The 20,067-nt window shown below is 64.7% G+C and carries 23 protein-coding genes, 1 tRNA gene and 2 pseudogenes; 8 read left to right on the top strand and 18 right to left on the bottom strand.

Features of this window, described 5'->3' with window-relative positions; all coding sequences use genetic code 11:
- Nucleotides 1-652: pseudogene (locus ACRDSK_RS10200) on the bottom strand (UPF0104 family protein); the annotation flags it as partial.
- A 122-nt stretch (nt 653-774) separates the two neighbouring features.
- Between ACRDSK_RS10200 and rph the strand changes: the two are divergent.
- Together rph and rdgB are read left to right on the top strand one after the other, a co-directional pair.
- Nucleotides 775-1,539, top strand: a complete 765-nt coding sequence (gene rph / locus ACRDSK_RS10195; RefSeq protein WP_431439784.1) for a ribonuclease PH — start codon at nt 775-777, stop codon at nt 1,537-1,539.
- Complete coding sequence (rdgB, locus tag ACRDSK_RS10190) at nt 1,536-2,132, top strand: RdgB/HAM1 family non-canonical purine NTP pyrophosphatase (RefSeq protein ID WP_431439782.1); 597 nt, start codon at nt 1,536-1,538, stop codon at nt 2,130-2,132. The genes rph and rdgB overlap by 4 nt, the downstream gene beginning before the upstream one ends.
- On the opposite strand, the gene ACRDSK_RS10185 is transcribed toward rdgB, so the two are convergent.
- The 5 genes from ACRDSK_RS10185 to ACRDSK_RS10165 all read right to left on the bottom strand — a co-directional run bounded on the left by ACRDSK_RS10185 (nt 2,129) and on the right by ACRDSK_RS10165 (nt 5,739).
- Entirely contained in the window at nt 2,129-3,058 is a 930-nt protein-coding gene (locus ACRDSK_RS10185; protein WP_431439780.1) for a hypothetical protein, read from the bottom strand. The genes rdgB and ACRDSK_RS10185 overlap by 4 nt on opposite strands.
- A 129-nt stretch (nt 3,059-3,187) precedes the next feature.
- Complete coding sequence (gene bcp / locus ACRDSK_RS10180; RefSeq protein WP_431439779.1) at nt 3,188-3,661, bottom strand: thioredoxin-dependent thiol peroxidase; 474 nt, start codon at nt 3,659-3,661, stop codon at nt 3,188-3,190.
- A gap of 22 nt (nt 3,662-3,683) precedes the next feature.
- Nucleotides 3,684-4,235, bottom strand: coding sequence for a hypothetical protein (locus ACRDSK_RS10175; protein WP_431439777.1), 552 nt, complete (start codon nt 4,233-4,235; stop codon nt 3,684-3,686).
- Between the two features lie 163 nt (nt 4,236-4,398).
- Nucleotides 4,399-4,572, bottom strand: coding sequence for a hypothetical protein (locus ACRDSK_RS10170; protein ID WP_431439775.1), 174 nt, complete (start codon nt 4,570-4,572; stop codon nt 4,399-4,401).
- Nucleotides 4,573-4,593: 21 nt separating this feature from the next.
- Entirely contained in the window at nt 4,594-5,739 is a 1,146-nt protein-coding gene (locus ACRDSK_RS10165) for a sialidase family protein (RefSeq protein WP_431439773.1), read from the bottom strand.
- Between the two features lie 111 nt (nt 5,740-5,850).
- Here ACRDSK_RS10165 and ACRDSK_RS10160 point away from each other — a divergent pair.
- Nucleotides 5,851-5,926, top strand: a tRNA-Leu gene (locus ACRDSK_RS10160).
- Nucleotides 5,927-6,738: 812 nt separating this feature from the next.
- On the opposite strand, the gene ACRDSK_RS10155 is transcribed toward ACRDSK_RS10160, so the two are convergent.
- The 4 genes from ACRDSK_RS10155 to ACRDSK_RS10140 all read right to left on the bottom strand — a co-directional run bounded on the left by ACRDSK_RS10155 (nt 6,739) and on the right by ACRDSK_RS10140 (nt 9,893).
- Nucleotides 6,739-7,845, bottom strand: coding sequence for a hypothetical protein (locus ACRDSK_RS10155; protein ID WP_431439772.1), 1,107 nt, complete (start codon nt 7,843-7,845; stop codon nt 6,739-6,741).
- Between the two features lie 615 nt (nt 7,846-8,460).
- Nucleotides 8,461-8,727: a protein kinase domain-containing protein gene (locus tag ACRDSK_RS10150; protein WP_431439770.1), complete on the bottom strand. Its 267-nt coding sequence runs from the start codon at nt 8,725-8,727 to the stop codon at nt 8,461-8,463.
- Nucleotides 8,651-9,103, bottom strand: a complete 453-nt coding sequence (locus tag ACRDSK_RS10145) for a protein kinase domain-containing protein (protein ID WP_431439769.1) — start codon at nt 9,101-9,103, stop codon at nt 8,651-8,653. Before ACRDSK_RS10145 ends, ACRDSK_RS10150 begins: the two co-directional genes overlap by 77 nt.
- Before the next feature lie 544 nt (nt 9,104-9,647).
- Nucleotides 9,648-9,893 (bottom strand): hypothetical protein, encoded by a 246-nt coding sequence (locus ACRDSK_RS10140; protein ID WP_431439767.1) that lies wholly within the window; start codon nt 9,891-9,893, stop codon nt 9,648-9,650.
- 440 nt (nt 9,894-10,333) lie between these two features.
- On the opposite strand from ACRDSK_RS10140, the gene ACRDSK_RS10135 reads away from it, so the two are divergent.
- The 3 genes and pseudogenes from ACRDSK_RS10135 to ACRDSK_RS10125 form a co-directional block, all read left to right on the top strand.
- On the top strand, nt 10,334-11,197 hold the full coding sequence (locus ACRDSK_RS10135) for a helix-turn-helix domain-containing protein (RefSeq protein WP_431439766.1): 864 nt from the start codon (nt 10,334-10,336) through the stop codon (nt 11,195-11,197).
- Nucleotides 11,198-11,237: 40 nt separating this feature from the next.
- Nucleotides 11,238-11,939, top strand: a complete 702-nt coding sequence (locus ACRDSK_RS10130) for a 2OG-Fe dioxygenase family protein (protein ID WP_431439764.1) — start codon at nt 11,238-11,240, stop codon at nt 11,937-11,939.
- Nucleotides 11,940-11,990: 51 nt separating this feature from the next.
- A pseudogene (locus ACRDSK_RS10125) lies at nt 11,991-12,367 on the top strand (transposase); the annotation flags it as partial.
- Here the strand turns inward: ACRDSK_RS10125 and ACRDSK_RS10120 are convergent.
- From ACRDSK_RS10120 to ACRDSK_RS10095, 6 genes are read right to left on the bottom strand one after another with little or no spacing between them, the layout of a single operon-like run.
- Nucleotides 12,273-12,593 (bottom strand): helix-turn-helix domain-containing protein, encoded by a 321-nt coding sequence (locus tag ACRDSK_RS10120; RefSeq protein ID WP_431439762.1) that lies wholly within the window; start codon nt 12,591-12,593, stop codon nt 12,273-12,275. The pseudogene ACRDSK_RS10125 and the gene ACRDSK_RS10120 sit on opposite strands and share 95 nt — an antisense overlap.
- Before the next feature lie 47 nt (nt 12,594-12,640).
- The gene (locus ACRDSK_RS10115) at nt 12,641-13,873 is read right to left on the bottom strand and encodes a DEAD/DEAH box helicase (RefSeq protein WP_431439760.1); all 1,233 of its coding nucleotides are present in this window, start codon (nt 13,871-13,873) and stop codon (nt 12,641-12,643) included.
- Nucleotides 13,777-14,844: a TOTE conflict system archaeo-eukaryotic primase domain-containing protein gene (locus ACRDSK_RS10110; RefSeq protein ID WP_431439759.1), complete on the bottom strand. Its 1,068-nt coding sequence runs from the start codon at nt 14,842-14,844 to the stop codon at nt 13,777-13,779. Before ACRDSK_RS10110 ends, ACRDSK_RS10115 begins: the two co-directional genes overlap by 97 nt.
- A gap of 46 nt (nt 14,845-14,890) precedes the next feature.
- Nucleotides 14,891-15,058 (bottom strand): hypothetical protein, encoded by a 168-nt coding sequence (locus ACRDSK_RS10105; protein WP_431439757.1) that lies wholly within the window; start codon nt 15,056-15,058, stop codon nt 14,891-14,893.
- A 23-nt stretch (nt 15,059-15,081) separates the two neighbouring features.
- Nucleotides 15,082-16,248 carry a hypothetical protein gene (locus ACRDSK_RS10100; protein WP_431439755.1) on the bottom strand — a complete coding sequence of 389 codons (1,167 nt, stop codon included), beginning with the start codon at nt 16,246-16,248 and terminating at the stop codon, nt 15,082-15,084.
- Entirely contained in the window at nt 16,248-16,619 is a 372-nt protein-coding gene (locus ACRDSK_RS10095) for a hypothetical protein (RefSeq protein WP_431439754.1), read from the bottom strand. Before ACRDSK_RS10095 ends, ACRDSK_RS10100 begins: the two co-directional genes overlap by 1 nt.
- Between ACRDSK_RS10095 and ACRDSK_RS10090 the strand changes: the two genes are divergently transcribed.
- Together ACRDSK_RS10090 and ACRDSK_RS10085 are read left to right on the top strand one after the other, a co-directional pair.
- A complete protein-coding gene (locus tag ACRDSK_RS10090; protein ID WP_431439753.1) occupies nt 16,510-16,881 on the top strand; it encodes a Mu transposase domain-containing protein in 372 nt (123 codons plus the stop codon). The genes ACRDSK_RS10095 and ACRDSK_RS10090 overlap by 110 nt on opposite strands.
- Before the next feature lie 493 nt (nt 16,882-17,374).
- Complete coding sequence (locus ACRDSK_RS10085; RefSeq protein WP_431439751.1) at nt 17,375-17,728, top strand: hypothetical protein; 354 nt, start codon at nt 17,375-17,377, stop codon at nt 17,726-17,728.
- Between the two features lie 217 nt (nt 17,729-17,945).
- Here ACRDSK_RS10085 and ACRDSK_RS10080 read toward each other — a convergent pair whose 3' ends face one another.
- Nucleotides 17,946-18,671 carry an NUDIX hydrolase gene (locus tag ACRDSK_RS10080; RefSeq protein WP_431439749.1) on the bottom strand — a complete coding sequence of 242 codons (726 nt, stop codon included), beginning with the start codon at nt 18,669-18,671 and terminating at the stop codon, nt 17,946-17,948.
- Between the two features lie 284 nt (nt 18,672-18,955).
- Nucleotides 18,956-19,918, bottom strand: a complete 963-nt coding sequence (locus ACRDSK_RS10075; RefSeq protein WP_431439747.1) for a hypothetical protein — start codon at nt 19,916-19,918, stop codon at nt 18,956-18,958.
- Nucleotides 19,919-20,067: the final 149 nt, after the last annotated feature.

Genomic DNA, 20,067 nt, shown 5'->3' with positions numbered 1-20,067 from the left:
GCGCGGCGGCCAGGCGCGGCCGGCGCGGTGCGATCCGGGCGATCCGGCCGGACCGCGGGCGCGGGTGGGCCGGGTAGAGCTGCCAGCTGGACTGCCAGGCGAGCAGGCCGACGAAGATCAGCAGGCCGAGCGTGACGACCGCGGAGACCTGGGTCAGTGCGGGGTGCTGCTGCCAGGCTTCGCCCAGCCGCACCGCGACGGTCGCGAGCGCGCCGGTGACGTAGAGCAGGACCAGCGCGGCGAACGAGAGGAGTCCGCTGAGGACCATCACGGTCGCCGCGGTTCGCCGGCCCGCACCGTCCGCGCGGAACTGTTTGAACGCGAACGCGGCGGAGAGCGCCGAGCCGGCAGGCAGGCTGATCGCGATGGCCGAGCGACTGTAGGCGAGCGCGAGTGCGCGGTGGCGCGGCATGAGGACGTCGAACGCGATGAGCAGGCGGCGCTGCTGGCGGGCGAACATGGCCAGGGAGACGAGCTCGGCGGCGACGGCGGCGGCGAGCCAGCCCGGGTCGGCGTCGCGGAGCGCGGCGGTGACGTCGGCCGTGCTCGGCAGCTTGTCGCGCAACGTCCACACGGCGACCCCGAGCACCGCGAGTACGGCGGCAACACGTAGCAGCGTCAGTGTTCTACGCCGCGTGACCTTCCCTGACATGGCCCCCTCCACCATTTCATCACATGATGAACTCTCCTCTTCGAAAGCGCGTCGGTCAATCCGGTTTCGTGCTCTCGCGGGTGGCCGCCCGGAGACCTCCGCCACAGTCGTAGGGTTGCCCGGTGGCACGTAGCGATGGCAGAAATGACGACCAGCTCAGGAACATCAGCCTTACCCGCGGGTACCAGCAATGGCCGGCCGGCTCGGTGCTGGTCGAGTTCGGGTTGACCAGGGTGCTGTGCGCGGCGAGCGTGACCGAGGGGGTTCCGCGCTGGCGCAAGGGTTCCGGTCTCGGCTGGGTCACCGCGGAGTACTCGATGCTGCCGTCCGCGACCAACACCCGAGGCGACCGCGAGTCGGTGAAGGGCCGGATCGGCGGGCGCACGCACGAGATCAGCCGGCTCATCGGCCGGTCGCTGCGCGCCTGCATCGACCTCGCCGCACTCGGTGAGAACACGATCGTGATCGACTGCGACGTCATCCAGGCCGACGGTGGTACCCGCACCACCGCGATCACCGGCGGCTACGTGGCGCTGGCGGACGCGGTGACCTGGCTCGGCGCGGCCGGCCGGCTCGCCGACCCGCAGCCGCTGTCGTGCGCGGTGTCCGCGATCAGCGTCGGTGTCGTCGACGGTCGGGTCCGGCTGGACCTGCCCTACGAGGAGGATGCTCGCGCCGAGGTGGACATGAACGTGGTCGCCACCGACGCCGGCACGATCATCGAGGTGCAGGGCACCGGCGAGGGCGCCACGTTCACCCGGTCTACTTTGGACAAGATGCTGGACCTGGCGCTGGCCGGCTGCGCGGAGATCAACGCCAAGCAGTCCGCGGTGCTGGCCGAGCCCTACCCTGGCACGCTCCCCGAGGGCAAACCGGCCCGCTCGTGACCCGGTTGCTGGTGGCGAGCCGCAACTCCTCGAAGCTCGAGGAGCTGCGTCGGATCCTCGACGGCGCGGGCCTGGAGGTCGTCGGCCTCTCGGACGTGCCGCCGTTCCCCGAGGCGCCGGAGACCGGCGCGACGTTCGAGGAGAACGCACTGGCGAAGGCCCGCGACGCGGTCGCCGCCACCGGACTGCCCACGGTCGCCGACGACTCGGGCATCGCGATCGATGCGCTCAACGGCATGCCCGGCGTGCTGTCCGCGCGCTGGGCCGGCGGCACCAAGTCCGACGCGGCGAACCTCGCGCTGGTCCTGGAGCAGGTGGCCGACGTGCCCGACGAGCGGCTGACCGCGGCGTTCGTGTGCGCGGCGGCCCTGGTGCACCCCTCCGGCGTGGAGGTCGTCGTGCGCGGCGAGTGGCCGGGCACGCTCGTGCGCAAACCCAGGGGCACCAACGGTTTCGGCTACGACCCGATCTTCGTGCCGGCAGGGGAGACGCGCACCTCCGCGGAGCTGACGTCGTCGGAGAAGGACGCGATCTCCCACCGCGGCCGCGCGCTGGCCCAGCTGCTGCCGCACCTGCACGCACTGTCCGCCTAGACGCCTGGCAGGTTGCCGTGTACCGCCGCCGCGGCGGCGGTTACCGACTGGGCCGAAGTGGACCAGCCCGAGTCGAGCGGGTGCTCGCTGAGCAGCACCACCACGTACCGGAAGTCGGGCCCGACGAGGCCGGTGCTGTGCAGGACCATCGCCTCGCTGTTGTTGCCCCAGCCCTGCTTGACCGCCCACGTCGCGTCGAGGCCGTCCGGGATGCCGAAGTACTGGTCGAACCCGTCGGCGGCGTGCCGCGGCGCCTGTCCCAGCGCGTTGACGATCAGCTTGCGGTCCGCGGGCGGCATCGTCAGGACGTACCGGTAGATCGCCGCCACGTCTCGCGGCGTCACCACCACCTCGCCCCACTGACCGGGCACCTCCGGCGGCCGCACGCCGGTGAGGCCGAGCTCGGCGCTGGTCCTGGTGACGAGGTCGGAGCCGCCTTCGCGGACCCAGAGCATGCTCGCGAGGTCGTCGTCGGACATCGAGAGCATGCGGTAGATCCGGTCGCGGTCCTCGCCGCCGGCGCCGCTCTCGAGGGTCTCGATCGCGATCAGCAGCTTGACCAGCGAGGCGGAGCGGAACGGCCGGTCGGCGTTGTACTCGAGCGGGGACGTGCCGGTCTGCCGGTCGTAGACGACCGCGCCGAGGGTCGTGCCGGGCTCCACGCCGCCGGCCGCCTCGGCGAGTAGCTCGCCCTCCAGCGCCGGCGGTGCCGGCTCCTGGCGCGGCTCCGGCTGCGGCGCATCGGACCGTTCCGGGTTCTTCGGCATCGGCTGGGGTGGCGCGCTGGTCTCCGGTGACGCCACGGCGACGGACGGATCGGGCGCGCTGCCCAGATCCAGCGTCGGCTGACCGCCACAGGCGGCGATCAACCCCAGCGGCGCGACGACGACGAGCCGGCGAATTCCACGGAGCGGATTGTTTCGCATGCCGTCAATACGCGGCCGCGATTCAAGAAGTTGACCAGGTGAAACGGCAACTTCTCGCACGCCTGTGGCGTACGGTTCAAGTCCTCTTTACGTTGTCTCCCCGAATTGTTCGGGTCCTTTTCGTTATTTTCAGACGCCCAGGTCCCTGCGCAGCTTCGCCACGTGTCCGGTCGCTCGCACGTTGTACATCGCCTTCGCGATCCGGCCTTCCGGGTCGACGACGAACGTCGAACGGATCACGCCGGTGATCGTCCGGCCGTAGTTCTGCTTCTCGCCGTAGGCGCCCCACTCGGTCAGCACCTCGCGGCTCTCGTCGGCCAGCAGCGGGAAGGTGAGCCCCTCGTCGGCGACGAACTTGGCGAGCTTGGCCGGCTTGTCGGGGGAGACGCCGAGCACGGTGAAGCCGGCGTCGTTGAGCTCGGCCAGGTTGTCGCGGAAGTCGCAGGCCTGCGTGGTGCAGCCGGGCGTGCTGGCCGCCGGGTAGAAGTAGACGACGACGTGCCGGCCGCGGAAGTCGGCCAGCGAGACCTCGGTGCCGGTGCTGTCCGGGAGACGGAAGTCGGGGGCGGGGTCGCCCTCGGAAAGTCGTTTCTGGTCACTCATGATGCCGACGTTAGCCTGCCCGTCAGACAGTGCCGTCGAAGAGTTCGACGGTCGCGATGCCGGGTGGATCAGTGCGCACCGAGACCTGGAGCGAGCAGGTCTGCTCCGGCACGGCGAACGCTACCGTGAAGCGCAGGGTCTGGTTGGGCGCGACCTCGTCGGTGGTCCCCGAGACCCCGTTGTAACCCTGGGTCGAGTCGATCACCTGCTCGGCCGGCGCGCCGTCCACGAGCGCGGTGAAGCCAAGCTGCGAGGGCCGGAAGGCGATGGTGCCGCCGTTGTCGAGGTCCATGTCGATGGCCACCGCGCGGCTGACCCGCGGGTAGGCGGTGTCGGTGGGGGTGAAGGACTTCGGCGTCGAGGTGGTGAGTACGACGCCCTCCCCGATCGAGGTGCGCACGCCCTCGGGGGCCGGGTACTCCGAGCGCTCGGCCGCCGCGGTCGGGCTCGCTGAGGCGGGGGCCGCGGCAGGGGCGGTCATCGCGGCCTGCTCGGCTTCCGACGTGTGGCCGACCCCGCATCCGGCCAGGACCAGCAGCGCACAGGCCGCGACCGCGAGTCTGGCGATCGGCACGAGGGCCCCTTCCGATGGGGAGGTTGTGTACGTCTGAACGCACTATTCCGGTGCGGCTCGAACCGCAGGGCCGTTGAAGCGGAGCTGGTGTCGTGCCGTGGCCGAGCTGTGACCACAAGGACACCGAACGTGATCATTGTTGCGACTTGATGTCGACGGGCTCTCAGGCCGCCATGGCGAAGAACAGCACGAACACCGCCACGGTGATCAGCCACAGGGCGATGAGCCAGCCATAGTCACGCCACGGGGAGATCGCCTTGTTGTCCTCGCCCGGGACGTAGATACCGCCGGCCTCGAACCGGTCGACGAGTGAGTCGAGGAGACGGCGTACGCGCACGCCGTCAATGGTGACACGTGATCAGCCGACCGGCGGGATCGGGCCTCGGGCGTAGTAGACCTTGCAGAATCCCTCGTGGTTGTCGGAGGCGAGCTGCAGGACGGTGTCCGCCTCGGCGAGGAGGGCTGGGCTGAAGTTGCGGCAGCCCTCGTTGTTCGGGTTCGGGACGGGGACCGGTGCCGGGATCTCGCGCCAGGGGCCGGCGCCGTTGTCGTCGTTGACGAGGAGGGTGGTCCCGTTGCCCGGCGCGTGGCTGCCGTCCGCGTTGACGAGCATCTCCGCGACGAAGACGATCTGCCCGCTCGGCCCGACGCTGATCGTCGGAGTGTGCCGCGGGTACTTGCCGTCCGCGGTCCGGATGCCGGTGCCGAGGTTGAAGGGGTCGCCGTAGTCCCAGCCGTCCGGCGAGGTGCGGTAGTAGGTGCTGCAGAGGGGTTCGTCGAGGTTGCAGACCTCGTAGACCATGAAGTAGGTGCCGTCTTTCAGCTGACGGACGCCAGGCATGCCCGGCCGGACGTAGAAGTCGGTGTTCTTGACGGTGTCTTGGCGGTCGGTCCAGGTGACCCCGTCGGTCGAGCGGGCCTGGACGATCTTCTGGTCGTGGTTGGGCTTGTCGGTCTCGTCGGCCCAGTGTGCGACGAGGTGTCCGTCCTTGGAGACGGACAGCTCGGGCTCCCAGGCGTTGAACCGCGTGGGATTCGTGGCGATGTCGGACTTGAAGGTCCAGGTGCGGCCGTGGTCGCGGCTCTCCCAGAGGCGTTGTTTGGTGTGCCGCTCGGCGGCCGGCAGGTTGTACCCGGCGGTCGTGGCCCACAGCAGCGTCCCGGCGGGCATGTCCCCGATGCTCGTCGGAAGCTCGAACAGGGTCCCGCAACACATCCCGCGCAGCTGAGCGCCCTCCGGGTCCCGGATGGTGCCGACATGCTGGAAGGTGGCGCCGTCGTCGGTGCTCTCGAGGATGACCCCGATGCTGTCGTCGCCGTCCATGCTGCCGACGGAGGCCATGACGCGCCCGTCAGCGGTGTGTATGACCCGCGGATAGGTGGCCCCACCTGGGTAGATGGCCTGTGGTGCCGCCTGCTCTCCTGCCTGCTCTCCCACCGCGACCGGCACGACGACGATGGCCGCAGCGAGCGCCACGACTCCGGCCAGAACCCCGACCCGCATCCCACTCACCCCCGACTAGGCGTTCGTTGGATGCTAACGAACTACGGCGCCGATGTCGTGGCTCCCGGCTGATCAGGGGTGGATAGGCTAGTGGTGGCGCCTCGGGCGCTAGGGGCCGTAGCCCAACGGCAGAGGCACTGGATTTAGGTTCCAGCCAGTGAGGGTTCGACTCCCTTCGGCCCCACCATGCCTGAACAGGGAATATAAGGCGACGGTTAGTATGTAGGGGATCGCCTTGGGCATGAGATAGCAACTACAGACATGCAGAGCGACTGTTGCGACGTCATTGCTCTCCGGCGGGCTCATGTAGGCGGAGCAGCAGCGCGGCGAGCAAGGCCCGATCAGCGGCGCAAACCGCGGCCTTGTGTCACCTGGTTGGGGGCGGAGCGGGGTGACGGTGTTGGTCAGGTCGAGGTAGGCCAGTCGCAGCGGCGCCGTCCTGAGCGCGCAGGGCCGATGTCGACAACCGCCAGCCCCACCTGACCGCCCTGGCCGGACACGTCCGCGCCTTCGCCAGCATCATGTGCTCGCTACGTGGCCACGACCTGAAAGCGTGGCGAAAGGTCGAGGACAAGCTCACCGAGTTCTGCGAGCAGATCCTCAATCAACGCACCGTGACGTCGGCTGTCTCCGTTTGCTCAGGCCTTGGATGAGTGAACGCAGAACAGCGAGGTCACCGATAGCACCCGCGACGGCAATATGAACTAACCTTGACCCGTACGGACGGTGCGCCCGTGTTACCGCAGCGAACTGGGGAGGGCAGTGACGATTGATCTGCTCAATGTCGATGCATGCGCAGGGTTGCATTGAGCCGGAGCCGTCAAGCTAACTGGGAGCGTCGTGGCGACGGCGTCGATGCAACGGTTGTAGCGACCTGCGGACTGGGATGTTACGTGTGGAGATGACTATTGATTGTTCACAAACCGACGTCCAGCGACGAGAGCGCTACCTATCGTAGCGCCGTGGGTTCGGAGCATCTCCTCATCGCCTTCTAGCGTATCAAGAGCATTCTCGACCATCTTCGCGTCGGTCGGATTTAGCGTCACGTCCAGCCAGATCTCGATTTTCGAGAGCGGTTTCTGCTCTAAGCTCACGAACGACATTCGGCATCGAGTGGCCCAACGCCAATACTGCAAGATGGGTTTCGGAACAACCAAGATTTGCAGTGACGTACCGGGCGACAGCTTTCGGATTGAATGGGGCGATACTAACGGCCATGCGATTGGTCGTTTCGGTTGTGATTGGATCTTGACTTGCTTGGTCATCAATTGCCTCTAATTGACTAGCAACGGCACTGGCAGCGTATGGTGCCATCGCGTCACTAAGAGACGTAACAAAGTATTTGTACATTTCCGCCGACTCCTGCAGTGCTAGCCTGACTAGTTTGCTCAATGTGGTCGTCGAGAGCGCAGGGCGCTTTGCCGCGGCCACCGCGGCCAGCGTCTCGGCAGCTGACAGGTCGTCTTTACTGAAAAGTGTTGCCATCACATCATCTGATGAGATCACATCGCCTGCGTGTCGTTCTTCTGGTGAGCCGTTCATCTTGTCAACATTAAAAGGATCATCTGGGTACATCGATGCGGAGAGCATGCTGCTCCAGTTGTCATAGTCTGCCCCTTGCTCACGGCAATACTGCAGCATCAAGAAGAACTGCATATTTTGCTGACGGTCTCCAAGTCGGCTATGCTTTTGTAGCCGGATAATTTCAGCATCTCTTGTGCCCGGCGGATTCATGGGCGTGTATCCGGCAGCAATTGCGGCCATCAACTGTACGGCGTTCCAATCAGAGTGCTCTTCCGTCCAAAGGCGAAGGCACTCTTGCATCGCCACCTCGGGGTTATCGACGAAGAGTCGGCGGTTAAATTCTTCCCGGCCATCGTAGCTTAAACCTAAGTCGTGAGCCTTTTCGAGCGCCCAATCAGGGTTGAGTTGAATTAGCTCGCGCATGATGGGTCCAGGGCGCTTGCCATCGAGATCTGCCAAGAGCCCCAAGACTTCTTTGGCAATCTTGTCGACTGCGGCTTGCTCAGGCGTAGCGGCGTTAATTGGCGGCGGTGGTTCTTGTGCTTCAATTATGCGGTCAACTCCCCATAGTGCTCCAGCCAACGCGGCTGCTCCAGAAGTCCCGAAAAGGTACGTCTAGTTAGCTGCCGCTCACTTTTGCTACTTTGTCTACGAAAAACTGGATGCGATGACGTCTCGGCGGAACCATCTCCCTGTGTGGGAAGTGGTGGCCGCCATGAATGAGAGTGTGGTGGGCGCGTTGGTCTGGGTGTGACAGGCGACGAGGTAGGTGGCCGGCCCGGATTTCCTGGGACGGACTGACCAGGATGGTATGGTGTGTACAATTTGGTGAATGGGGAAACTTCGGACTGTGAACGACCACGCGGATAAAGAAAAATGTGCGTTGGATCTCGTCGATCCAAATTGATGGCACGTGCGACGGCAGCGAGGACGGCTTCACGAAACTCAGTCATCGTACCGAAGCGGTCCGCTGGGCGTTTTGCGAGCGCGGTCATAAACGCTGTCTGAAGTTCGTCAATCAGCCGAGCATCCGAGACAGTTTTGCCGCACGTTTCCATTGGTAGGACTGTGTGTTCTCGATGCGCGCTGATCCACTTCTTAATATCACTGTTTTGCAGAGAGCGGGAGTCTGCCGTCCAGCATATAGTAGCCAACTACGCCATGGAGTAGATATCTCCAGCGCGAGTAACCATTCCTTCAAACTGCTCCGGAGCCATGTAGGCGGGAGTGCCAGCCGGTACTTGCAAGTTTGTAGTGCCGTCGAAAATTTTGTGAACGACTGGCGTCGGCAACCCCGAAGTCTGCGACTTTGATGGCGCCATTTATTAGGAGTAGGTTGCCTGGTTTGAGGTCGCGATGCACAATCCTGTTGCCCGGTTCTCTGCCGTCACGGTGCGCAAAGGCAACTCCCCTGCATGGCTTGCTCGAGATAGCTCGCGGCCAGGTGGGCTCGTATTCTTTCATTGTCGATCTCATCCTGAACGCTGCTGTCGGCCTTCTCCATAATAAAATAGGGGACGTTCTCGGCAACGGGTTGTCCGCGCTCATCAATGTAGAAGTTCCTGACAACTCCATTCCAACGCACGCCGATAATATGGATATGCACTAAGCTGTGAAGCCGTTTCGCTTCTTCATGGATGCTTGCATGAAAGCCTGTTCGGCCCGGCGTATTTAACACTTTGACGGCTACGTACTCGTTGGCTTCTCTATCGAAAGCCTCATACACAAGACCAAAGGCGCCTCGCCCAAGCTGGGTACAATTGGTCATGCCATAGCGCTCGGGAAGGCCGGTCTTCAGAGCCTCGAGAAGGCTCCGCTCGTACGGTGACGTCTCGGACATATTGGCCTCCGCCGGCAGTGCCACTCAAATGGGCGCGCGCTCGATCGTGTCGTGTTCGTGGGCACGCTGCAATATGGCTGCGGCGTTCATGTTGGTCCTTCATCCGAACGGTGACGGCTGCGTTACGGAGCGGAACGGCGAATACAGCGCGGGCCCGCGCCGGACAGCCTGTCACGCTGCGGATAGTGCTCCGCCATCGAAGGTGTTTACGCTAGTGGAAATGGTTCGGGTCACCCACGGTCCCACCCGGCACTGTCGAGATCGTCGGGAGTTCGAGCAGTGTTACCGGATAGCTGACGCCTCCCGGCACCTTATGAGCTCACCCGGCTCACCGGAGTAGGCACTGGGCATGGGCTCACCCTTCCGCGTACCGCTGGTTCACCCGTAGCTGGCTGTGGGCCAAGCAGGCAGGACACTGACGCCCTTCTGGCAAGTAACGGGGTTACTTCTACCTGGGCCAGCAGGCCGATCCGGGTTTGCGGTCGGTCATATCTGCTTCTGTGCGGCGGCCGGTGTTGGCTTCTCGTCAAGCTTCACCTGTACGTCAGCGCCCGCCCTTGCGGCGCCACATGGCCGCCCAAAGACGCTCGAGCCGCCCAGGCGGGATTTCGATCGGCGCTCCATCGCGGCTGGCTTCTAGGCCGGTGAGGCCGAGCCGGAACCACTTGGCATGCCTGATGAGCAGCTTGAGTACGCCCACGACCAAGCCGAGCACGCCGAGAGCCGCGACCAGAGAGAGAGCGAAGCAGATGACGAACACCGTCGGGTGTGCGTCGAAGAAGGGCCACACGGAGGACGCCAATCCCAGGTTCGCGGGCCAGCAGACGAACCCGAAACGCTCTCCGCGGCAGATCGCTCAGCTTTGCCTGGACTGCGTGACCGTTCGACGACCCGGGGCAACTCTGGTCCCGGGTGGCCCCACCACCCGTTACCCCGAGGAGTAAGCCTGCCGGGAACGGAGGCTTACGGCCGGGTCACTACCATCAACGCGAGCACAGTCGCGCTAGGGTGACCCGTACTCCAGCGTCCCTGATAGGAACCCGTAGCGCAATCCCGAAATGGGAGTCCCATGTAACGGTTCCCATGCGCTAGGGCGACTGGCGCAGTCTCATTACCCTGTTCGGGCCAGTGACGCCTCATTTGATCTTCCAGCGTAGAGGTGTACTCTTCGCGCGTGCTGGGAATCCCATCATGCCTTCCCGCCTGGCAACGCCGACCGAAGGTGTCAAGATGACCTCCTCCACGGGGCCGGTGATGCCGAGGCGACGTCTCGGTGCAGAGCTAAGACGGCTGCGACAGGTGTCCGGCCGCACTCTCGAGAACGTTGCCGAGGAACTGCTGATCTCGACTTCCAAGCTGTCACGGCTGGAGAACGGCCAGGGCAGCCCGCAACAGCGCGATGTCCGAGACCTAATCAGGCTCTACCGCGTCGAGGACAGTGCGCTCGCCGCCCGCCTCACTCGGTGGGTCAGCAGCGCGCGCAAGCAAGGGTGGTGGGCCGACTACGCCAGCGCGATGGATCGCGGTCTCGACGGCTACATTGCCTACGAGACTGAGGCCTCGGTCGCCCGCGTCTACACGATCCCGGTCCTGCCAGTCCTGCTCCAGACCGAGGACTATGCCCGCGCCCAGTACCGCGCTATGGAACCGTGGCGCCCGGCCGAACAAATCGAACGACTTGTCCGGCTCCGCATGCAGCGCAAGGAAGCCCTCGAAGGTGATGACTCCCTCCGGTTGATCGCCGTCTCGCACGAGTGTGCCGTGCATCAGTGGGTCGGCACGCGCGAGACGATGCGAGCCCAGTTGGCTCACCTGCTCGACCGGTCGACCCGGGCCAACATCGAGTTTCGAGTGCTGCCATTCACCGCGCAGCCACAATTCACCAGCACCTGCATGTACGCGTATTTTGAATTCCCGGACGACCTCGATCGGGACGTCGTTCACATCGAGACGCACGCCGGTTTCCGACATCTAGAAACGGCCGATCAAGTTCACGCGTATCGCCGTCACCACGACAATCTGATCGATTTCTCGTTGTCGACTGACGAATCCAGATCGATGATCCGATCGGTGCTCGAAGGTACGTTTGCCTGACCATTCTTGCCTCTTGGAACCTTCCTCTGATGGAGTTCGTGTGACGTATGGCCTGCCGGCCGATCACGACGTGATCGCCGAATATCGGGAGCAACTCGACCGCCTCGGGTACCTCATCGCCACCGACTTCGAGCTCGGCGTGCCGTTCGGGGCGCACCTCGCGGACAACTTCTTCACTAGTCAGCATTTGCGCCGCTATGATGGGGACATGCCGATCGACCGGCTGCGGGCGCGAGATGTGGTGCGCTACCAACGTTTCGGCGACGACATCGACCTGACTGAGCACGACACGGTGGATCTGCCGGACCGGGACAACCCCACGCGGGTAAGGCAGTTCGACCAGACCAAAGTGCTCAAGGACGAGAAGTTTGTGGCACTTGTAACGACCTTGTTGAACCTGGTCCCAGAAGAGCGTCGCAATTCAACGGGCACGTTTGGGATCAACATGTTCCGGACGTTCACTGATGTGGTGACGAAACCACACCACGACGATGAGGAATATGTGATTGTATATGTTGTCGCGAAGACGGCAAAAGGTGGTAGGACGCAGTTGCTGCACAAATACCGCGACGAGATCGTCCTGGAACAGGAATTGCAGCCAGGTCAACTGATCATGTTTCGAGACGACATATTTCGACACGGCACAAGTAGGCTGGAAACACCTACTGAGATGTGTGCGCACCGGGACGCGCTGATCTGCACGGTCGATTATCCGACTAACCACAGGGACTGCCTCGACTAAGAGTGTGTCTCGTACGGATCTTGTGAATTTGATGGTGCATGATCATCGGTTGTGGTTGATGCGTTGTCTCGGCGGTTGGTGCCGGATGAGTTGTGGGTGCTGGTCGAGCCGTTGATGTCGGCGTTCTCGCCGCGTCCGCAGGGTGGTGGCCGGTCGCCGATGGCGGATCGGGCGGTGTTCACGGCGGTGGTGTATGTGCTGACCAGCGGGTGTCCGTGGTGGTTGTTGCCACCGTCGTTCGGTGTCACCGTGCCCACGGTGCACCGCCGGTTCACCGAATGGACCAAGCCGGATTGTGGCGGCGGTTGCACCGCGCGGTGCTGGACGCGTTGGTCAGTCAGGGCTTGATCGACTGGTCCCGAGCGGTCCTGGACGGAGCATCCGTCCGGGCCAAAAGGAAACGTCTGGCCGCAGGTGCCCGGCCGCTTCGGTCGGCCACCGTTCCAGTGCCGGTGAGCTGGGCGACGGTGTGCCCGGTTGCCGGGAGATCGCCACCACGTCCGGCATCTTCACGATCCGATCGCCGGAGATGATCCGCAACAGGGGCTGCGAGATACCCGTCGCGTCCGCGAGCGCGCGCTGGCTCAGGCCGGCGGCGACGCGTGCCCGCACAATAAACACACCGCCCTCCAGGTCACAGCTACCGCCCCTCATGAATGATGATCAATATCTATTCTTCAGTTCACCCACGTCGGCTTGAGTTAACTGGTCGATGCTGATCGACGGGGGTCTGGGAAGCCGAGATTGACGTAGCCGGGCGCGCGTCTGGCCAGTGACGAGGCCAGGACGCCGGTGTTGATGTCGTGGTAGTCGTGGACTTCAGCGGTGGTTTTGCCGGGATGTGCACGCAGGATCCGGCCCGCGTACTGGACGAGGCGTCCCTTGAATGCGATGGGTGCGGCGAGGAACAGGGTGTCCAGGATGGGGCAGTCGAATCCTTCGCCGACGAATGGTCCGGTAGCGACGACCAGCAGTGGTGTGCCGTCGGTGGGGGTGTGGAGTCGGGCGAGGGCGCCGCGGCGGTCCGTGGCGTTCATTCCACCGCGCAGCACGACCGGGTCAAGAGAACGATGTCGGAGCTCGTTAGCGAACCGTTCGACATGGGCTGTCCACTGGGTGAGCAGTAGGCAGTGCCGGTCGCGTGTCAGCGCGGCGATCACGTCGTCGACGATCTGGGTGAGACGGGCGTCGTTGGCGACGAGGTCGCGGTAGATCGCCGCCATGCCACCGGGCTTCGTCGGATCGGCGTCACCGATGTAGCGGTAGGCGGTGTCGTGCACGTGGAGCACGGGCGTCGGGCGATGGATCGGCTGGTCGAACTCGAGTTGGGGCGTACCGTCCCCGGCCGGTGGCGAGAAGTGGGTGATGGTGTGCCGGATCGGGCCCAACTGGAGGGCAATCAGGTCGTCGAGCTTGTCACGGCGGTACGGGGTGGCGGTCAGCCCGAGCCAGCGGCGAGCCGGGATTTGCTTGACGGCGTGCTCGAAGGCCGCGGCGGGGATGTGGTGGCATTCGTCTACGACGACCAGCCCGTAGCCGCTGGTGTGTTGCTCGATGTCGGGCTTGCGGGCCAGGGTTTGCAGCATCGCGACGTCGACCACGCCACGGGTTTTGCGGCGACCACCGCCGAGCTGGCCGGCCTTGACACCTAGCAGGTCGCTGATGCGGGTGCGCCACTGGTCGGCCAGTGTCTTGCGGTCGACAAGCACGAGCGTGGAGGTCGCGTGGGTGGCGATCACCGCGCAGGCGATCACGGTCTTGCCGGCGCCTGGCGGCGCGACCAGCACCCCGAGGTCGTGTTCGCGCAGTTCGTCCACGGCGCCTTGTTGCTCGCGGGTCAGTGTGGCGGCGAATGTGAGCTCCCGCGCCTTGCAGGTCTGTCGCTCGTCGGTGGCCTCGAGGCGGCTGCCTGCCTGCTCGACCAGCGAGGCCACTGTGTCCTGCAGGCCCCGAGGCAGGACGAGTCCACCGTCCAGAGTTTCGTCGTAGCTGCGCAGGAACCTCGGCGTGTCCCAGGTGGACATTCGGAGTCGCTGGCGCTCGTAAACAGCGGGTTCGTCATCGACGCCGCGTGCTTCAGCGTCGCGTGCAACGCCGGGGTCAGCTCTCCTGATTCCAGACGGATTCCTGAGTTGAGCCGGGCTTGCACGATGGCTGGCGCGGCGGCACGTATCCGGGTCGAGACCGCTGCGCCGATCTTGTCGACACCGGTGCCGACCGTGACTCTGCCGGCGCGGCGCGCGACCCGAGTGACCTCGGCTGGGCTCATCCGGCCGAGCGAGGACAGGTATGCCCACTGGTCGTCGTGGGGTTCCATCGTCGCGAGATCGAGGAACACCGTCGCCCCGTCGTGGCGGGCCTTGCCCTGCAGCGGTGCGGCGAGCAGATTCCCTACGCCGCCTGACGGCAGCACGTCTTGCGACGGGAATAGCCGGTCGTAGCTGGCCAGGTCCATGCGGCCGCGCACCGCCATCGCTTCCCGCAACAGGGCGGTGCCGAGCCGGCGAGTCGTCTCGGGGGGGACGGGCGCGGTGAAGAACACCCACGTGTGCGCACCCATCCCCGAGCGCGACACTTCCAACGCGGCCGGCACCGACCATGTTCTGGCGGCTTTCAGGTAGGCCAGCGCGTCCAGCATCGCCATCGGCCCGTCGAAGTCGGCCGCCAGCCACCAGCACAGGTCGCCGTCCAGCAGCGGATACAGCCCGACATGCACCCCACCGGTCAGATGCGCACGCAGCACGTCCTTGCTCAGTGGCAGGTAGTCGCGGTCCTCGTGGCGCACGCCCTTGCGCCACCCGCCACGCACCGCCGGCAACCAACCCGCCTTGCCGGCACGCGCGTTCTCCCATCGGGTGGCGTAGATGTCGGTGCGAGCGGCGAACAAGGCCGCGAAGAAGTCCACCTTCACTTCCGGTGCCGACTGTCGGTCGACCGGGCCTGGAGGTGCTTCAAAGAAAACCGGTCTGCGTTGGGCCGGGTGGCACCGCCTGCTTCGGCGTCAGCTCCAGCAGCCCCAATAGTCGCGCGTTCTCCGCACGCAACTGCGCGGTCAACACACGTAGTCCCGCGAGTTCTTCCGCGAGTCTCGCGACAATCGCTGGCTGATCGTCTTCCACGGAAACCACCGTAGATCTGGTGCTCAGATGCCGGCCTGGTTGAGGCGCTCGATGAGGGTGGGCTTGCGTGCATGCGTTTGCCGCAGTGCGATGGTGCGCAACGTAAAGGTGTCGTGGCGGCCCTCGCGTTCGGCGAGTGCTTGGAGATCGGTGAGCAGCGTGACGGCGGCTTCGTACTCGGCCGGTTTCCGGGCGGCGATTAGCGCGTCGACGCGCGACCACACGGCGTCTTCCTCGTCCGCCAGTTCGTCGAGTCGTCGTTCGCGGGCCAAGGCGCGTGCCTGCTCCCGGCGTGTGTCGTCTTCGGCCCGCTGGGCGGCCAGGCGACGCTGACCCTCGGCTCGTCGGCGCGCCGCGTCGTCGAGCAGATCGGCCACGGTCCGGCGGGCTGGGACGGGCCTCGTTGGGCCGGTGTCGCTGCGGAAACGGCGCAGCAGCTCCATCCGTACCCGCGTGGCCTCGCCATGGACGATTCGCAGCAGAAGCCGGTTCTTCTCGGCAGCCGGCAGGTGAGTCACCCAGGCGGCGAGGTCGCCGGGATCGTCGGCGTTCGCCTCGAGCCGCGGGCTTGTCTGAGCGGCGATCATGAGCAGGCCCTCGTCGAGACGGAGGAAGTCGGCCAGCGCCCGCTGCGCCGCGGTGAGCGTGCCCAACCCGGGCGGCACTGGTGGCTCAAGATCGTCGTCGGCGTCGCGGTCGAAGACGTCCTCGTCCCGCTCCCAGGCGCCGTAGGCGGCCAGCCAGGCGAGGTAGAGCGGCCGGAGATCACCGGTGGCGAGCTCGGCACGCACGCCGACGATCGCCGACAGCAACGCCTCGGCGTCATAATCGAATTCAAACTCACCAGCGTGATCCTCGCTGATGAATCCAAGCACGACGAACTCGTCCGCGACCCAGGCGTCCACCTGCTCGCCGACGCGGTAATCCTCGGCGACATCGGGATCGAGCAGATCACACGGCAGGCGGAACATCACCCGATGCGTACCCCAGTTGGCCACATACAGATGCGCATCGAAATAACGCTCCATCAGCCGGTTTGGACTGCCCTTGAAATCTCCCCAATGGTACTCGTTCACGAAACTGCTGGCGGTGATCCTCGCCCGGGTCGACAGCGACCGAACCTCAGCCTGCTCGTCATCATCCAGCGGATGGTCGATCGCTAGGAATTCGTAGTACTGGTACTCGCTCACTATCCATCCACGCGATCGTCAGCAGTAGGTGGCTTTGCCCGGAAACTCGAGTCGTCTCCCAGGTGGAAGAACACGCGCCCCTCGATCGTCTCGCCATCCACAAGAGACGCCCAGCCGCGTCCGCTGACCTGGTCGCCATCATCGATGCCCTCCCAGGTGAACTCGACACCGACACGACCATCCTGCTCGACAGGACGGCAGTCCAGCCAACCACGACCGGCGATAAAACCGAACTGGCCCCTCCCGTCCCCGGCGAACTCGATGAAACCCGGCTCGACCAGGTCGATGGCATCGCGGTCCCGTCCGCTCATCTCCACGATCCGCCACCGACCGGTCAACGGCACCACGGACTTCGGAACACGCCTTGCCATGAGGCGTCAGCGTAGCCACCTCGAGGGGAGCGCGCGAAGCACGCCGCTTGAGGAGAACCGGCGAACCGCCAGTACGTCAAGACCCGAGGCCGCCCGTGGGCTGCTGCGGGATCCCTACGTCCGGCGCGACACCAACGACTACGCGGCCCATCTGAGTGCTGTCGGGCGGCGGGTCCAGGTTATCGCCGGTCGCGAGCAGGTGGTGGGGAGCTGTGTTGGGTCTCGAAGAAGACGCGCTGGCCGCGTCATGGACTGTAGGTGATGATCGTCCGGCCCGGTGGCAGGCCGGGTTCGATGACATGTTCCGCCGACGCCACAGCGCGCTCGGCATGCTCAGCCCGAACGTGTCCGCTTGCCGTCACAAGCGCCCATCTCTACGCAGACGGCACGGCGTGGGCATGAACGTGGGCATATACTTGTGTTCAACGGTGCCTCTGACACCCCACACGGCGTCACCGGATCCGCTCGTGCCCTGGACGCGTACCTATGCCACGGTGTGTAGTCGATTTAGGTTCCAGCCAGTGAGGGTTCGACTCCCTTCGGCCCCACCGCTATTGACCAGGAACGATATCGCTCGTCGATCCGTGTAACTTGATCATTGGGCATGAGTTGAGCACGCCCAGGCAGCGTCCGACCCAAGGGCAATATCGAGGAACGCGATGGCGGTCTGCGTGTCCGCCTTACGCCGGCACGGACCCGGTGACCGGCCGGCAGACCAATCTGCGCGAAACAATCCAGGGCACCGACGATGCGGCGTGGCGAAAGCCGAGAACAAGCTCACCGAGTTCCGTGCGCAGATTCTCAAGCAACGCACTGTCGCCTCGGCTGTTCCGTTCGCCCAGGCCGTAGATGAGTGGATGCAGAACAGCGAAGTCATCGTCAGCACCTGCGACGGCTATGTGAACTACATCGAGCGCTACATGCGATCGACCTTGGGTTCGGTAGCCGTGCGGAAGGTCGACACGAGAGCGCTGGAGCGTTTCTACGCCGATCTGCGACGCTGCAGAATCCGATGCGACAAGAAGCTCTTTTGTGGAGCATCGCGTCGAGAGAACTGCAGGCCAAGCAGAAGAAGCTCATCGAAGCCATCTACGGCGGCGCGGTACTAGTGCGCTTTCTAACGATACTTCACTGGGCTGCCAGTCCTTCTAGCCCTGCGTGCTCGAGGTTAAGATCGTCTCGTTTCCCTAGCAGAATTTCTTTCAGCTGATCCCACACCGGCCCAGACGGCACATATCGACGGCGCGCCGCCAACGAACCCAAGCTCGCCGAGACCACCCACCTCGTCTACAACGAGGCACTCCTGGTCGAAAGGTGGCGAACGGGTCAGGAGACTGTGACGGGGTCGGAGTTGCGCAGGATCGGTGGGTGCAAGACCGCTACCGTGCCGCGTCGGTAGAGCGCGGCGGGGCGGCCGCCGTCCCGTGTGGTTCGGTGACCGGTCGGGATTAGGAAGCGGTCGACGCTCGTGATCTTGCGGTGAAAGTTGCGCGGGTCGAGCTCGACGCCCCAGACGATCTCGTAAACCCGGCGTAGCTCGGTCATGGTGAACTCGGTGCGGCAGAAGGCGGCGGCCAGGGTAGTGTACTCGAGCTTGCTTCGTGCGCGCTCGACCGCGTCGGCAATTATCGACCGGTGGTCGAACGCGATTTCCGCGTCGTCGTTCAGCACGTGCGCGACCGGCACCCAGCTCGCCGCCCTGGCATCGCCGCCGGCGGTTGGCATCGGCAGATCTGGTACCAGCGCCAGGTAGCAGACGGTGATCACCCGCTGCCGTGGATCGCGTTCCGGCGTGCCGTAGGTGCGCAGCTGCTCCAGGTGCAGCTGGTCGGCGGTCAGCCCGGTCTCTTCGGCGAGCTCCCGTTCTGCGGCGGCCTCGATGTCTTCCTCCGTGGACGCGATGAACCCGCCCGGCAGCGCGAGCATCCCTTGGTAGGGCTCAATTCCTCGCTTCACCAGCAGGATCTGCAGCGCGCCGTCTCGCACCGTCAGGACGGCCAGGTCGACAGTCACCGCCACCTTGGGGATCCGCCAGGGCTTCTCACTCGGCATCACGCGAGGCTACCTTTTCGTCAGATTGACATCAAGTCGATGTGAGCCTACTCTCGGAGTGCACTTAACGTCGTTCTGACGATAAGTGCACACAGTTGGAGAGGAGGTTTGCAGATGGAGGTCAACGCGATCGTCGGCCTGCTGCTCATCCTGTTGGTTCTGTGACCGGGCGGGCGAGAGCGCTCAGGTTGGCCGCCGGCGCTCCCGCCGCTCGCTACCACGACGCGCGTGACTGGTGCACCACTGTAGCTCCGCCCGGTGCGTACCGCGCCGGGCGGAGGCCATCAAGGCTCCCACTGGATCCCGTATCCAAACCCGACCCGTAGGTCGCGGAATATGGCGCTGACCTCGCCCGCCTTATTCGGCACGAGTAGCGGTTCGATGACCTGCCAGTCGTCGACCACCCGCGGTGCGACGCCTGCCAGGCGCCAGATTCTGGCGGGCAGCCGGGTGGGGTCGAACGCGATTCGCAACTCGAAGAGATCATGGCGACGCAATGGGAGGCAGACGTACTGCGGAACCATCGACTGTCCCTCGGGTATCCGCATCACGACGCCGTAGTCGTGCGTGTCGCCGAGGTTCATCGGGACCGGCAACCTGACTCCCCACTGAAAGTGACTTCCCGACGAGGAAATCGGGCGCATGGACCCGCCGTACACCACCTCCATGTCGAGGCCGCGTTTCCGGGTCCGGTCGTAATCGCCTGGAGGAATGTTTGCGCGATGAATAATCTCACCGAGCCCGTCAGTAGTCACCACGATGCGACGCTCCTCGACCGCACGCGGACTCCCCCGGCCGACCTGCAGGCGGGTTCGCAACATCTCCACGTACCAACCCTGGTCCGGGTTGGTGAAAGTCTCCGGCGGCTGCGAGAGATCACGTTTTGCCTCGACGACCAACTTCTTCACCGCGTCCTCGATCCGGCGCCGGGCGGTGCGTTCCGAGCACTCCTCCTGCATGCGCAGCCACTCGATCCGATCGTTGAGGTACCGCATGTTCTCGGTCTCGGAGTGCAGCGCCAACGCCGCTTCGGCCGCGATCCGGAGATCGGCAGGCAGTCGTGCGGTGAGGTCGGAGACCTTTCGAACCAAAGTGGCCCACGCGTGCCCCGGATCGTCCCGCTCGCCGATCCGGCACAGCGTCCTGAGCTCGGCGGACAGGCTCTTCAGCGGCCTGGGCTCCCGGATGCCTCGACCTCTTCGAAACTGTCGAAAATCGGCCTCGATCGGCTCCACCGGTGCCGTCACGGTGTCCTCCTGACCAGCTTCGGACCGTTCTCGCGAAAGTTGTCAGTTTGTGGTCAATTTTGGCCTGGATCTGGATCTAGACCGTTGCTCTGTTTGGATGACATCCTCATCGCGAACGTAGGTCAAATCATTTCAAGACACACAGCGCG

This window comes from Actinophytocola sp. (assembly GCF_050699915.1).
Lineage (GTDB): Bacteria > Actinomycetota > Actinomycetes > Mycobacteriales > Pseudonocardiaceae > Actinophytocola.
Note: the sequence above shows the minus strand (reverse complement) of the source record. Positions and strands in the feature narration are given on the sequence as shown.